13 protein-coding genes are annotated in these 13,922 nt (G+C 71.0%); 6 read left to right on the top strand and 7 right to left on the bottom strand.

Features of this window, described 5'->3' with window-relative positions:
- Positions 1-36: 36 nt before the first annotated feature.
- Both Q0R13_RS13085 and Q0R13_RS13090 read left to right on the top strand, forming a co-directional pair.
- Positions 37-1,056, top strand: a complete 1,020-nt coding sequence (locus Q0R13_RS13085) for an alpha/beta fold hydrolase (RefSeq protein WP_293904579.1) — start codon at positions 37-39, stop codon at positions 1,054-1,056.
- 63 nt (positions 1,057-1,119) lie between these two features.
- Positions 1,120-2,196, top strand: coding sequence for a Glu/Leu/Phe/Val dehydrogenase (locus Q0R13_RS13090; RefSeq protein ID WP_293904581.1), 1,077 nt, complete (start codon positions 1,120-1,122; stop codon positions 2,194-2,196).
- On the opposite strand, the gene Q0R13_RS13095 is transcribed toward Q0R13_RS13090, so the two are convergent.
- The 7 genes from Q0R13_RS13095 to Q0R13_RS13125 form a co-directional block, all read right to left on the bottom strand.
- The gene (locus Q0R13_RS13095; RefSeq protein WP_293904583.1) at positions 2,193-2,774 is read right to left on the bottom strand and encodes a GNAT family N-acetyltransferase; all 582 of its coding nucleotides are present in this window, start codon (positions 2,772-2,774) and stop codon (positions 2,193-2,195) included. The two genes, Q0R13_RS13090 and Q0R13_RS13095, sit on opposite strands and share 4 nt — an antisense overlap.
- A gap of 111 nt (positions 2,775-2,885) precedes the next feature.
- Entirely contained in the window at positions 2,886-3,152 is a 267-nt protein-coding gene (locus Q0R13_RS13100) for a hypothetical protein (protein WP_293904585.1), read from the bottom strand.
- A gap of 8 nt (positions 3,153-3,160) precedes the next feature.
- Positions 3,161-4,507, bottom strand: coding sequence for an MFS transporter (locus tag Q0R13_RS13105; protein ID WP_293904587.1), 1,347 nt, complete (start codon positions 4,505-4,507; stop codon positions 3,161-3,163).
- Between the two features lie 198 nt (positions 4,508-4,705).
- Positions 4,706-6,517, bottom strand: coding sequence for an alkaline phosphatase family protein (locus Q0R13_RS13110; RefSeq protein WP_293904589.1), 1,812 nt, complete (start codon positions 6,515-6,517; stop codon positions 4,706-4,708).
- Between the two features lie 69 nt (positions 6,518-6,586).
- Complete coding sequence (locus Q0R13_RS13115; protein ID WP_293904591.1) at positions 6,587-7,741, bottom strand: MFS transporter; 1,155 nt, start codon at positions 7,739-7,741, stop codon at positions 6,587-6,589.
- 162 nt (positions 7,742-7,903) lie between these two features.
- Entirely contained in the window at positions 7,904-8,509 is a 606-nt protein-coding gene (locus Q0R13_RS13120) for a DUF6134 family protein (RefSeq protein ID WP_293904593.1), read from the bottom strand.
- 111 nt (positions 8,510-8,620) lie between these two features.
- A complete protein-coding gene (locus Q0R13_RS13125) occupies positions 8,621-9,499 on the bottom strand; it encodes a transglutaminase family protein (RefSeq protein ID WP_293904595.1) in 879 nt (292 codons plus the stop codon).
- A 69-nt stretch (positions 9,500-9,568) separates the two neighbouring features.
- On the opposite strand from Q0R13_RS13125, the gene Q0R13_RS13130 reads away from it, so the two are divergent.
- The 4 genes from Q0R13_RS13130 to Q0R13_RS13145 all read left to right on the top strand — a co-directional run bounded on the left by Q0R13_RS13130 (position 9,569) and on the right by Q0R13_RS13145 (position 13,719).
- A complete protein-coding gene (locus tag Q0R13_RS13130; RefSeq protein WP_293904597.1) occupies positions 9,569-11,164 on the top strand; it encodes an NAD(P)/FAD-dependent oxidoreductase in 1,596 nt (531 codons plus the stop codon).
- Between the two features lie 196 nt (positions 11,165-11,360).
- The gene (locus Q0R13_RS13135; protein WP_293904599.1) at positions 11,361-12,194 is read left to right on the top strand and encodes a sterol desaturase family protein; all 834 of its coding nucleotides are present in this window, start codon (positions 11,361-11,363) and stop codon (positions 12,192-12,194) included.
- A 229-nt stretch (positions 12,195-12,423) separates the two neighbouring features.
- On the top strand, positions 12,424-12,927 hold the full coding sequence (locus Q0R13_RS13140) for an OmpA family protein (RefSeq protein ID WP_366852919.1): 504 nt from the start codon (positions 12,424-12,426) through the stop codon (positions 12,925-12,927).
- A gap of 33 nt (positions 12,928-12,960) precedes the next feature.
- The gene (locus tag Q0R13_RS13145; protein ID WP_293904603.1) at positions 12,961-13,719 is read left to right on the top strand and encodes a hypothetical protein; all 759 of its coding nucleotides are present in this window, start codon (positions 12,961-12,963) and stop codon (positions 13,717-13,719) included.
- Positions 13,720-13,922: the final 203 nt, after the last annotated feature.

The following is a 13,922-nucleotide window of genomic DNA, read 5'->3' on the forward strand; positions in this document are numbered from 1 at the left end:
CGCGTCCGGGGCCGCCACATATAGTCGGCGCCTGGCATGAAGCGCCTCGCCGTCCTCCTCCTCGCCGCCCTGACCCTCACCGCCTGCGCGCCCATGATGGTGCAGCGCGCCGGGACGCCGCCGGCCGGGTTCCAGGGGCCGCACTTCGAGGCCGACGCGGTGGTGGCCGCGGACGGCGCGCGCCTGGGCCTGTCGACCTGGGCCGCCAGGGGCGAGCCCTGGGCGGTGATCGTCGCGGCGCACGGCATGAACGACTACGCCAACGCCTTCCACATCGCCGGGCCGACGTGGGCCGAGGCGGGCGTCACCACCTATGCCTACGACCAGCGCGGCTTCGGCCGTTCGCCGGGCCGCGGCGTCTGGGCCGGCGAGGACCTGATGGTCGACGACCTGCGCACGGTCACCGCCCTGGCCCGCGCCCGGCACCCGAACGCGCTCATCGCCGTGGTGGGGGAGAGCATGGGCGGGTCGGTGGCCGCCGCCGCCTTCGCCAGCGACCGGCCGCCCGCCGCGGATCGGCTGCTGCTGCTGTCGCCGGGCGTGTGGGGGTTCAAGTCCCAGCCGCTGCCCAACAAGACCCTGCTGTGGCTGGCCGCCAACTTCACCGGCTCGAAGGTGTACACGCCTCCGAAATGGCTGACGTCCAAGATCATGCCCACCGACAACCGGGAGGAGCTGATCGCCATGGGCCGCGACCGCCTGATGATCTGGGGCGCACGTTCGGACACCCTCTACGGCCTGGTCCGGCTGATGGACCACGCGGCGCGCGACGTGGGCGCCGACCGGCTGCCGACCCTCTACCTCTACGGCGCCCACGACGACATCATCCCCAAGGCCGCGGCGTTCAAGGCCGTCAAGCGCCTGAAGCCGTCCGACCGCACCGCCTACTACGCCGCCGGCCACCACCTGCTGACCCGCGACCACGAGGGCCCGGTGGTGATGGCCGACGTGCTGGCCTTCATCCGCGACCCCGAGGCGCCGCTGCCCTCGGACGCCCCGCCGATCCCGGGCGCGACCGCCCACATCGATGCCTCACGTCGCGCGGCGGGGTTGTGAGATGACTTTCGCAGGCGTAGATGCGGGCGCGAAATTCCTCCCCCAAGACTCAGAGTTCCCGGCATGACCTTGTTCGATTCCCCCAACTTTGAGGGACACGAAGGCGTCCACGCCTTCTCCGACGAAAAATCCGGCCTCAAGGCGATCATCGCTGTCCATTCGACGGCCCGCGGACCCGCGGCCGGCGGTTGCCGCATGTGGCCCTACCCCACCGCCGAGGACGCGCTCGAAGACGCGCTGAAGCTGTCGCGGGCGATGTCCTACAAGAACGCCATGGCCGACCTGGAGCTGGGCGGCGGCAAGTCGGTGATCATCGGCGACAGCCGCACCCAGAAGACCCCGGCCCTGTTCGAGGCCTTCGGCCGCGCCATCGAGGATGTCGGCGGCAAGTACTGGACCGCCGAAGACGTCGGCGTCTCGCCGGCCGACCTGGCCCATGCGCGGAAGTTCACCCGCTTCGTCGCCGGCCTGGACGGCCACCCCGCCGCCTCCGGCGACCCCAGCCCGGTCACCGCCGAGGGCGTGTTCCGCGGCGTGCGGCTGTGCGTGCGGCGCGCCCTGAAGCGCGACCTCGACGGTGTCCGCGTCGCCATCCAGGGCGTCGGCCACGTCGGGGCCTACCTGGCCGAGAAGCTGCATGCGGCCGGCGCCAAGCTGATCCTCACCGACGTCAACACCGAGGCCCTGCGCCGGGTGGCCGCCGCCACCGATGCTGAGATCGTCGCCCCGGCCGCGATCTTCGACGTCGACGCCGACGTCTTCGCCCCGTGCGCGCTGGGTGGGGCGGTCAGCCTCGACACCCTGCCGCGCATCCGCGCCAAGGTGATCGCCGGGGGCGCCAACAACCAGCTGGCCAGCCCGGAGGCCGGCCGCGAGCTGTTCGCCCGCGGCATCCTCTACGCCCCCGACTACGTCATCAACGGCGGCGGGATCATCAATGTCGCCGGCGAGATCCGCGCGTTGGAGCGGGGCGAGGCCTTCGACCCGGCCTGGGTGGACGCCAAGCTGGACCGCCTGGCCCTGACCCTGGAAGAGGTCCTCGACCAGGCGCTCCACGAACGCCGCCCCACCCATGAGATCGCCAACGAGATCGCCCGCGCCCGCATCCTGGGCGCGGCCGAGAAGCGCGCGGCCGCCTAAACGCCCTCAACCTGCCGGGCCAGCCAGACTTCACGGGTCAGGATCCAGACCTGCCGCTCACCCGGGCCGGACACGAAGTCCTTGGGCTCGGTGCGCAGCCGCGTGGCGCCTTGCTTCGCCTTGATCCGTCCCGAGGCGTGGTTCTCCACCGAGTTGGTCAGGTAGAGACACGGCCATTCCAAGACCTCGAACGCATAGCGCGTCACCGCCTCGGCGGCTTCGGTCATCAGGCCCCGGCCCTGTATCAGCGGGTCGAGCCAGAAGCCGCGCATGTCCTGCAACTGGCCGTCGAAGGGCCACAGGTCGATGCGGCCGCGAGCCTCGTCGTCGCCGCCCTTCAGGGTGATCACCCAGTAGAACTTCTCGCCCCGGGCGCGGGTCTCCAGCGACATGACGGTGTTCGTCAGCGCCCCGTCGTCGGGATAAGGCCAGGGGATCCCGTGGTGCAGGTGCTTCACCACCTCCCACTGCGGGAAGATCCGCTGGATGGCGGGCGCGTCGCGCATCTCCAGCGGACGCAGGATCAGCCGCGCCGTCTCCAGTACGGGCGTGTCGGGCAAGGGTATTGTCTCGGTCATCTCCGGTCTCTCTCGAAATGCCGGAGGCCGGGGCGCGCCTTCCATCTGAGCGGGTGGAGTTCTCTACGGCATTGAAATTTCAAAGGTCTGATTGAGCCTGGCCTTGGCCACTCATGGAGCGTCGTGCGTGGCCGAGCCCCGGAACCGCCGCCACCCCATCTGCGCCAGCACCACGCCCAGCAGCGCCGGGACGCCGCCGACCAGCGGGGCCACGATCACGGTGGTCATCACGTCGCCGAAGTGGGCGCCGCTCAACGCGTTCGCGAAGCTCCGCCAGAGGAAGACGGCCGTCCCGCCGCCGAACACGGCGGCTATGGCCGCGCCCGCCGCCATCATCCCGGCGCCGCGCAGCCTCCGCAGGGTCAGGACGTGGAGCATGTGTCCGGTCAGGCGGCGGCGAGGCGCCGGCCGCGGGGCTCGCGCACGGCCATCACCAGGATCAGCAGGGCGGCGGCCAGGAAGCCCAGCGAGGCGCCGAACACGATATTGTAGCCGAACAATTGGGAGATGATCCCGCCCACCAGGGGGCCGGCCGTGGCGGTGATGCTCTCGGCCGTCGCCGAGACCGCGATGCGCATCGGCAAGTCGTCGCGCTCGCCGAACTCCAGGATCATGGTCTGGGCCGCCATCATGTAGCCGGCCTGCGATGCGCCGAGGCCCGCGAAGGCCAGGAAGATCGGCACGACATGGTGCAGCCCCATCAGCGCCACGGTGGCCAAAATCCAGCCGGTGACGGATCCCAGCAGCACCACCCGGAAGCCGGTCTTGTCGCCCAGATAGCCCCAGATGAGGTTGGACGCGGTGTCCGCGCCCAGGAAGGCGAACGACAGCAGCCCGAGCGTGGCGCCGCTCGTGCCGATGAACTTGCCGACGTAGAGGATGTAGAACGGCGTCGCGATCCGGGCGGAGGTGGCCAGCATCTGCACCAGCAGGAAGAAGGCGTAGGACCGGTCCTGGCGGATCAGGAGGGGGAATTCGCGCAGCCGGTCGCGGAACCGCGCCTGGGTCCGCGTGGTCGGCGGCTCGGGCTCGTTGAGCAGCAGTTGCAGCGCCCACAGCCCGATGGTGGTCAGGGCCGCCGCGAACAGGAACGTCACCGCATAGCCGTTGCCGAACAGATTGCCGCCGATGAAGTACTTGCCGGCGACCAGGGCCAGCACGGCGGCGATCGCCCCGCCGGTGGTGTTGCGCCAGGCCTGCAGGCGGCCGCGCCGGCTGAGTGGAATCACCTTGGACATCAGCAGGCTGAACACCACCCGCTGGGCGCCCATGAAGATGCCGAACATCAGCATGCAGAACAGCACCGACCAGACCATCGGCTGCACCGCCAGCGTCCCGCCCCAGGGCAGGGGGACCTGGAAGCGCCGATTGGTCACGAACCACGCCGACAGCGCGATGCCCAGGATGGCCAGGCGTCCCAGACCGCCCATCCACAGGGCGGCCGGCATCACCTTCTTGCGGTGCTCGATCTGGGTCCCGGCGAAGATCGGCGAGATGATCCCGCCCAGCTGCTGCAGCGCCAGGCCCAGGCCCACGATCGTGTTGGACCCCGAGATCATGTGCAGGAAGGCCGGCAGGAAGGTCGGCGCATTGACCAGCCGGAAGCCGGTCATCCCCAGCATGCCGTGCAGGTAGTTGCCGAGGTAGTTGCGCCGCAGATTGTCCCAGACGAACTTCTCGTAGGCCGCCTCGCGCGCCGCGAGGTCGTCGGCCCCGGCCCCGGGGGGCGCCATCCCGGCGTCTGGACTCTCGAGCTTGGCGTCCAATATCCCACTGCCGTCTGGCGGGCTGTGACGCCCGCGCCGCGGTTCCCTGTGCAAGCCGCTGAATCGGAGGGCGCGGTCCCGGCCGCGCGCTCCCCGGTCAATGCTAGGGGGATTTGCCGGGCGCGCAACGGGGAAGGCGAGGGGCGGCGCGCATTGGCCCGCCGGTCAGGGCTTCAGACCGACCGTTCGCCCCGGCGCGCCCGCGGCGTCGAAATAGGCGCGGCCGTCCGCCGTCTGGCCGTTCAGCACGGTGACGAAGCCGTTGGCCGCCGGGTCCGAGCGGACGACGAAGGCCTCGCTGGGCACCGGTGCGCCGTCGGCCGACAGCGCCTCGCGCATCACCCGCCCGGTCAGCTTGCCCCGGGGCTTGAGGTCCAGGTCCAGCACCCTGGCCAGGGTCACCGCCCAGTCGGCGTTGCTGACCGGCGTCGGGTCCACGAAGCTCTTTTTGAAGTCCGGTCCGACCGCGGCCATGAAGTTGTGGGTGTCGTGGCGGCCGAGCGCGCCGTGGATGCCCTGGCCCTGCTGCTGGCTGCTGTCGGCCACCTCGACGGCGCACATCTCCGGGTCCGCGCAGCCGGTGGACCAGGTGCGGAAGCTGACCGCAATGGCGGGCGAGGGGGTGCGTGACGACCCGACCAGGTTGACCCGGCTGGTGGGCAGGGTCCCGGGGATCGGCCCCAGCCCGTCGGCCACGAAGATCGCGGCGGTGTAGTCCTGGGCGGTCAGGGCCTCGACGATGCGCGGCGCCAGGACCCTCGCGTTCGCGCCGGGCAGCCAGATCAGGCTGGCCCCGCCGTTCGGGCCGATGACGATGTCCGGGTGCGCCGGGTCCCTGCCCAGCCGCGCGCCGCCCTTCGGATAGAACCCCTGGGCCGGATCGACCGCCACCCCGGCCCCGTCGTACAGGGGCAGGTTCAGCGCCTTGGCCAGGTCGATGGCCAGGAACCCCTGCGGCATCAGACCGGGGACCACGTCGCGATATCGGAATGTCCTGGCGGCGCTGGTGGCGCTCTGCCGCGACATGGTGGCGAAGCCGTGGTCGGCCGTGACCACCACGTCGGTGGTGTCCGCCAGTCCGAGCCGGTCCAGGGCGGCGCGCAGGGCGCCCAGGTTCCTCGACGCATTGGCGATGGCGGCCTTGGAGGTCGGGCCGTTGATGCCCGGCTCGAGCTCGTTGAGGCTGTCGCCCTGGCCGTGCTGGGTGCCGTCCGGGTCGCGCGACCAGTAGACCAGCACGAACGGCTTCCCCGCCGCCTTGAACCGCGGCAGCAGCACCTTGGTCGCCACGTCGCTCAGCCAGGCCTGCTGGTCCACGTTTGCCACCAGCACGCCCGGCATGTTGTAGGCCCCGCCGCCGCCGTTCAGGCCGCGGTCGGGGGTGGCGGGCTTCATCCCGGCGGCGGCCATGGCGGCGACGATCTCCGGCGCCAGGGGCAGGGCGTCCTCGGGCGGTCCACCGGTGCCGTCGTCGATGACGATGGTCCCGGTCGCGTCGCGGGCGGTCACGTCCTGCACCGCCACCGGCCCCATCTTGCCCAGCACCGCGGTGGCATAGCCCCTGGCGCGGGCGGCCTGCAGCAGGCTGGTCTCGCCCAGGTAGTTGCCGTCGAAGCGGTCGTTCATCAGCCCCAGGTTGGCGTTGTCCTCCAGCGCCGCCAGCGGCAGGCCCGACGGCAGCGGCAGCGGCGCACCCACATAGATGGTGTTCCCGAAGTCGCCGGTGTCGCCCAGGTAGTGCCCGGTCGCGATGGCCGAGGCGTTGGCCGTGGTCACGGTCGGGAACAGCGAGTGGGAGTTGGCGAAGTCCACGCCCTCGGCGCGCACCTGGGCCAGGGCCGGCGCGACCTCGGGCGTGACGCTGTGCGAGCGCAGGCCGTCGGCCACGAAGATGATCAGGCTATGCGGCTCGGCGCTCGCCAACCCCGCCAGAGCCGCCAAGGCCAGGCCGCCCAGGAGCGCCGCTCTCCAACCCATGCCCGAACCCTTCGCGCTGCTGCCTGGCTGCCTTGTGCCCCGGCTTCGTGACAGTTGCATCACATGAGCCTAGGCGGCAGTGAGGGCGGCGATCACCCCGTAGCGCCGCCAGAGCAGCACGACCGTGGGGACGACGCCGACAAAGCCCAGCAGGATCGCCGGCCCCAGGCCGTGTCCCAGCGCGGCGATGGCCGCCGCGGCCAGGCAGCCGCCGAAGCAGCCCAGGTCCCAGCCGCCCTCGGTGGCGATGTGGAACCGTAAGGGACACGGCGAGGCCTGGGCCAGGTTGTAGACCGGGGTCATCATCGCCGGCGCCTGCAGGGCCGCCACCAGCGTGCCGAACGCATTGGCCGCCACCGCCAGCCACGGCGACCCCAGGCTGAACGCCCGCAGCACGACCACGCCGGCCACCACAGCATAGGCCACCAACATCGCCACCCGCCCATGACCGGCGTCGATCCGCCGGCCCAGCACCATCCCGCCGACCGCCCCCACCAGGGCCGACAGCGCCATGGCCCCGCCATAGGCCGAGAGGCTCTCGCCCAGGGTCATGAACAGCGCCACCTGCCAGACATAGTAGTAGCAGGCGGCCAGCCAGCCATCGGTGGCCATAAGGGTCGCGCCCAGCCGCGCCGCCCGGAAGCCACCCGGCGCCTCGCGCGCCACCGCCACGTCGGGCGCGCCCAGCAGCGGGACGGCGGCCAGCAGCTGGATCACCGCCACGCCGGCGAAGGCGATCCGGGGTCCGGCCGTGACCAGCGCCCACGTGCCGGCCAGCGGCGCCACGATCCCGACCATGGCCGACAGCGCCTCGCGCGCGCCGATCTGGCCGCCACGATGCTCGGCGTCGCCCAGGCTGGCGAAATAGGCGTGATAACAGGTCCAGTAGAGGACGCTGCCGATCGGGGCGACCAGGCACATGGCCCAGAAGGCGGCATCGATCCCGCGCACCTCGGCCAGGATCGGATAGACCGCCGCCTCCAGCACCGTGCCGAGGATCAGCGTGCGGCGCAGGCCGATCCGCTTGGCCAGCGGCAGCACCCCCGGCCGCAGCAGGAACCGCTGCGCGACGAGGGCCGCCTGGAAGCCCAGCACCATCGGGACGGAGACCCCGGCCCGCAGCAGGAACACCAGGAAGAAGATCCCGCCCGCGCCCATGGCGAAGGCCTGGACGCCGGTATGCAGATTGACGCGATTGATCGCGGCGTTCTTGAAGAAGCTCATGGAAAGTCCACCCGTTGCGGGGGATGCGCGAGCGCGCGCGGACGGCCGCGGGGCGGCCGGGCTGCGGGATCCTGGGGCCTAGACCCTATGGCGCTCTGTGCACATGCGCGACCTTAGGCTGAAGGTCGCGCGTCCGACAAGCCGGGGATTGCGGGCCGGGCCTCAGATCCGCCGGTACTCCATCTTCGAGCCGTCCTCGAGCTTGCCCTGCAGCGCCGTCCAGGTGCCGGAAGCGTCGTAGAAGTCGTCGATCTCGGCGTCGCCGCGGACCGACCAGTGGCCGGGCGCGACCTGGGTGCAGCGCACCTTCAGCAGCTTGCCCTCCTGCTGGTTGAACAGCGGCTTGCCGAAGTTGCCCTGGTTCCAGTGGCTGAGCGGCAGGGCGTCGGCCGGCCCGCGGACCGCGCCGGACGGCCCCTCGATCTGCACATAGGACCCCATCGCCTTGGCGGAGACCTTCTGGACCTTGCCGTTGTTGTCGGTGGTGGTGTCGACGCTGACCCACTTGCCACCGACCCACTTCTCGATGGCCTGGTGCTTGTACTTGAACACCGGCACCGGGCCGATCTTCACGGTCATGGCGACGTTGGTGGTGGCGGTGCGCGCGCCGTCGTCGCCGGTGAAGGCCACCACATGCTCGCCGACCTTGGTCCCGTTGCGGAACACCTGGAACGCCAGCCGGTTGGGGCCCGCCAGGGCGGCGCCCGGAACCAGCGCCAGGCCCACGCCGCCCACGATCAATTCCCGCCGCCCAATCACAAGGCTCATGCCGAAGACCCCTTTGCGTACCTGATAGTCGCCAGACTAACGCCAGTTACGTGGCGATCTAGTGGCCTGGACGCACCGTGACCGATCGTCTCGCTGCGGCGAGGTCATGACTCACGCCGCCGCCTGAAGCGAATCGGCCGGCCGCACATCCACGTGAACGGTCAGGGAGGCCTGGCCGCCGTCGCCATAGATGGCCCCGGAGATCGGCGCCGCCTCGGCCGGCGTGCGCGCCACCGCCACCGGGATCAAGGCTGGGCTTTCGGCGAGCGCGTTGGTTGGGTCGAACTCGGTCCAGCCCAGTTCGGGCAGGAAGACCTCGCACCAGGCATGGGTGGCGCCGGCCCCGCGGATCCCGCTGAGCCGCGGCGAATAGAGGTAGCCGGTGACGAACCGCGTCGCATAGCCCAGCCGCCGCAGCGCCTCGACCATCAGCCAGGCGAAGTCGCGGCAGGTCCCGCCGCCCAGCTTGACGGTGTCCGCCGGCTCCTGCGCCGCGCCCTGGTCGCGGCCCCGGTAGGCGAAGCTGTCGTGGATGGTGCGGTTGAGGCGCAGCAGGAATTCCAGCGCCGGCTCATGCGGGCTGTCGACCTGGTCGCGCAGCCAGCGCAGCAGCCGGCCGCCGGCGTCCTCGGTCGCCGGCTGGAGAAAGGGCGCCAGCACCGCGCGGTCGGCGGTGGTGTAGATGATCGGCGTTGCGGTCCGCGGGTCGGCCACCTTGGGGTCCGACAGCTGGGCCGGGAACCGCTCGATCACCAGGTCGCTGGTGATCGACAGCGCCGTCGAGGTTCCACGCGGCGTGAAGCAGCAGACCGAGTTGCCCAGGGCGTCGTACTGCCAGCGCACCTCGCCCGGCGGCGACACGGTCAGCACCGCCTCCACCACCCGGATCGCATGGCTGTCGCGCGGCCGCACCAGCAGCCGGTGGGCGGCGAATCCCACCGGTCGCTCGTAGGCATAGAGGGTCTCGTGGCGAATTTGCAGCCTGGCCATGGGGGCGGAACCGTTTGCAACGGCGGCGGTTCCTTGCGAACGCGGTCGCCCGCGTGCAAACGCAGCGCCATGACGTGCGACGTGATCCTGATCGGCGGCGGCCACAACGGCCTGACCTGCGCCGCCTACCTGGCCGCCACGGGCCTGAAGGTGACCGTGCTGGAGCGCCGCGAGGTGGTCGGCGGGGCCGCCGTCACCGAGGAATTCCACCCGGGCTTCCGCAACTCGGTGGCCAGCTACACCGTCTCGCTGCTGAACCCGAAGGTCATCGCCGACCTGGAACTGCCCCGCCACGGCCTGACGGTGGTCGAGCGGAAGCTGGCCAACTTCCTGCCCCTGGACGGCGACTGCTTCAGCGTCGGCGAGGGCCGCACGAAGGCGGAGGTGGCCCGCTTCTCCACCCGCGACGCCGAGCGCCTGGAGGCCTATGGCCAGCGCCTGGACGCCATCGCCGATGTGCTGCGCGAAGTGGTGCTGGAGACCCCGCCGAACCTGGTCGAGGGCGGCCTGGCCCAGGCCCTGCCGGAACTGCTGAAGAGCGCCGTCCTTGGCCGCCGCCTGGGTCGCCTGGACCTGACCGGCAAGCGCGACCTGCTGGCGCTGTTCTCGCAGTCGGCGGGCGACTGGCTGGACGGCTGGTTCGAGAGCGAACCGATCAAGGCCGTCTATGGCTTCGATGGCGTGGTCGGCAACTATGCCAGCCCCTACACGCCGGGTTCGGCCTATGTGCTGCTGCACCACGTGTTCGGCGAGGTGAACGGCAGGAAGGGCGCCTGGGGCCACGCCATCGGCGGCATGGGCGCGATCAGCCAGGCCATGGCCGCCTGCTGCCGCGAGCGCGGGGTTACGATCCGCACTGGCGTCGCCGTCGCCGAGGTGCTCACCGCCAAGGGCCGCGCCACCGGCGTGGTCACCACGGACGGCGAGGTGCTGAAAGCCCGCTGCGTCGTCTCCAACCTTCACCCGCAGCTGCTGTTCGGCAAGCTGGTGGATCCCGCCGTCCAGCCGGCCGACTTCGCCGAGCGGATCGCCCGCTACAAGTCCGGCTCCGGCACCTTCCGCATGAATGTGGCCCTGTCGGAACTCCCGACCTTCACGGTGAAGCCCGAGCCGGGCGACCACCTGACCGCCGGCATCATCGTCGCGCCCAGCCTGGCCTATATGGACCGCGCCCATATGGACGCCCGCACCCACGGCTGGTCGCGGGAGCCGATCGTCGAGGTGCTGATCCCCTCCACCCTGGACGACAGCCTGGCCCCGTCCGGCCAGCATGTCGCCAGCCTGTTCTGCCAGCATGTGGCGCCCGAACTGCCCGGCGGCCGGTCCTGGGACGACTGCCGCGACGAGGTGGCCGACCTGATGATCGCCACCGTCGAACGCCACGCGCCGGGTTTCGCGAAATCGGTGATCGCGCGCCAAGCCCTGACACCGCTGGACCTGGAGCGCACCTTCGGCCTGGTCGGCGGCGACATCATGCATGGCCGCCTGACCCTGGATCAGCTGTTCTCCGCCCGCCCGGTGCTCGGCGCCGGCGACTATCGCACGCCGGTGAAGGGGCTCTACCAGTGCGGCGCGGGGACCCATCCGGGTGGCGGCGTCACCGGCGCGCCGGGCCACAATGCGGCGCGCGAAGTGCTGCGCGACGTCAGGCGGCGGCGCGTCTGACGTCGCCCATGCACGCTTAGCGCCCAGGCAAGCTTCACCGTTCGCCTGTCAGGAGAATCAAGCGCCACCGCGGGCATCGCGATGCGCCGCCGCCGCGCCGCCGCGGCCTGATCCGGTCCCGATCTGAAAGTGGGCGCCTGCCGCTGCGGCGGCGGGCCCCCTTTTCTTTTTCGCGCCATGAGGCGATGACGGTCGCATGAGCCCGCAACTCCATGCCTTCGCGCTCGACGTCCTGCGGCTGGTGGTCTGGCTGGCGCTGCTGGCGGTGATCTTCGCGCCGCTGGAGCGGTTGTTCACCCTGCGCCGCCCGCTGGGCCGCCTGAAGGATGTGCCCGCCGACATCGGCTTCTACTTCCTGAACAGCCTGCTGCCGCTGGCGATCCTGGCGCCGCCCCTGGCCCTGTTCACCGCCGGCCTGCGGCTGGTGACACCGGAGGCCTATGTCGCGGCCGTCGCCGCCCTGCCGCTCTGGGCCAAGCTGGCGGCGGCCTTCGCGGTCAGCGAGCTCGGCGGCTACTGGGGCCACCGCTGGTGTCATGAGGTCCCGTGGCTGTGGCGCTTCCACGTCCTGCACCACGCGCCCGAGCACATCGACTGGCTGGTCAGCCCGCGCGCGCACCCGGTCGACCAGATCTTCGAGAAGCTGTGCGCGATCGCCCCTCTCTACATCCTGGGCCTGGTGCAGCCGACGCCGCAGGGGGCGGGGCTGGCGGCCTATATCGCCATCTTCGGGACGATCTGGGGCTTCTTCATCCACGCCAACGTCCGCTGGCGGCTGGGGCCCCTGGAGTGGCTGGTCTCGACGCCGGCCTTCCACCATTGGCACCACACCAACGACGAGCACCGCGACCACAACTACGCGGCCCTGTTCCCGGTGGTCGACCGCCTGTTCGGCACCCACTACCTGCCCCGCCACTGGCCGCCGGTCTACGGCGTCGACGCCCCCCAGCCGCCCTCCATGGCCGAGCAGATCCTGCGTCCGCTGGGCTTCGGCGTCCGTGCGCCCGCGCCGGCGCCCGACGTCTCCTAGGCCGCGTCCGGCCGCCCCGACACAGTCAAGCTGCGCCCCTAAAGGGCCGTCTTCAGGCTCGCAAACCGCCGTGTTCAGGCCCCAAGAATTGCAGTGGTGCAAGCTTAACGTCGGGGGGGATCAACCTGACGGAGAGACCAGAATGATCCATCGTTCGTCGAGCGTATTTGTGGTGGGGGCGGTTCTATTGGGCGCGGTCAGCCTCGGCGGCTGCGCAACCAAGAAGTTCGTGCGACAGGAAGCGGCCATGGTCGGCACGCGGGTGGACACGGTGAACACCCGGGTCGATTCGACCGACACCCACGTGGCCGCCGTGGAAGGCACGGCCAAGGACGCGCTCGACCGGGCGACCGCGGCCGGCAAGCTGGCCGAAGGCAAGTTCCTCTATTCCGAGGTGCTGTCCGACGACAGCATGAAGTTCCAGACCGCCAAGGCCGACCTGTCGCCCGAGGCCCAGGCCCGGCTCGACGCCTTCGTCGAGAAGCTGAAGACCGACAACCGCAACGTCTATGTCGAGGTCCAGGGTCACACCGACACCACCGGCGCCAAGGACTTCAACTACCGGCTGGGCGAGGAACGGGCCGAGGCGGTGCGCCGCTACCTGAACCAGCACGGCGTGGCGCTGAACCGGATCGGCACCATCTCCTACGGCCCCGACGCGCCGGTGGCGCCGAACACCGACCGGGCCGGCCGGCAGGCCAACCGTCGGGTGGTGCTGATCGTCCTGACCTAAGGAGCGGGCGACGTCGCCCGGCCGGTCAACACCGTGACCCTGGCCAAGAGCTGCAGGGCGAAGCGACGTCGCCTGATCGCAGTGGCGCTCAGCGCCGCGGTCCACGCCGCGGTCCTGCTGGTGCTGATCTCAGCCCAGCCGGAGCCGGCGGCGGTGGTCGATCCCGAGCCCATGCGGGTGGAACTGGTCACCCTCCCGCCGCCGCCGGTGGTGGAGCCGCCCGCGCCGCAGCCGCCAGCGCCCCCATCGCCAGCTCCGCCCGCGCCCGTGCCGCCATCCCCGCCCAAGCCGCCGCCGCCCCGGCGGATCGCCGCCCGGCCGGCGCGGCCGTCGCCCGATATCGCCTCGCTGCTGGCCAACGTCGGCCCGACCTCGGAAGGGGCCGACGAACTCAGCGAAGGCCAGCTGACCTCGGCGCGGCGGGCGGGCTCCGGCTCAGGCGGCGGCGACGACTGCGACATGGCGCGACGGCTGCAGGCGGCGCTGCGCAAGGACGCCATGGTCCAGGCCGCGGTCGCCGAGGCGCATCGCTCTGGCGGATCGGCCGGCAAGGCCCTGCTGGTCTGGAACGGCGACTGGGTCCGGCGTCACGACCAGGACGGCAATGGCCTGGCCGCAGTCCGCGAGGCGATCATGTGGGAGGTCGGCTTCGCGCCCCCGGCCTGCCGCGCCGAGCGGGTGCACGGCCTGGTGCTGATCTCGCTCAGCGACGGCCCCGGCTCGGCCCGGCTGGTCGTCGGACACGGCGACTGGCGCTGGTCGGACCTGCTGACCCTGACGAAGCGGCCCTAGCAGGTTGTTGAAATAGGTTTTCTGAATCTCTAGGGCTGCGAACTTGCGGCTCAGGCACCCTAAAAAACCTATTTCAACAACCTGCTAACTCTTTGAATTAGAGCGCGTCGGGCGGCGAAACCGGGATCCACTTTCGCCTGACGCGCTCTAGCGCAGGACCTCGTCGGTATAGGTCTCCACCACCAGGCTGAAGGCGCGGCCGT

The sequence above is a fragment of the Phenylobacterium sp. genome (assembly GCF_025351295.1).
Classification (GTDB): Bacteria; Pseudomonadota; Alphaproteobacteria; order Caulobacterales; family Caulobacteraceae; genus Phenylobacterium.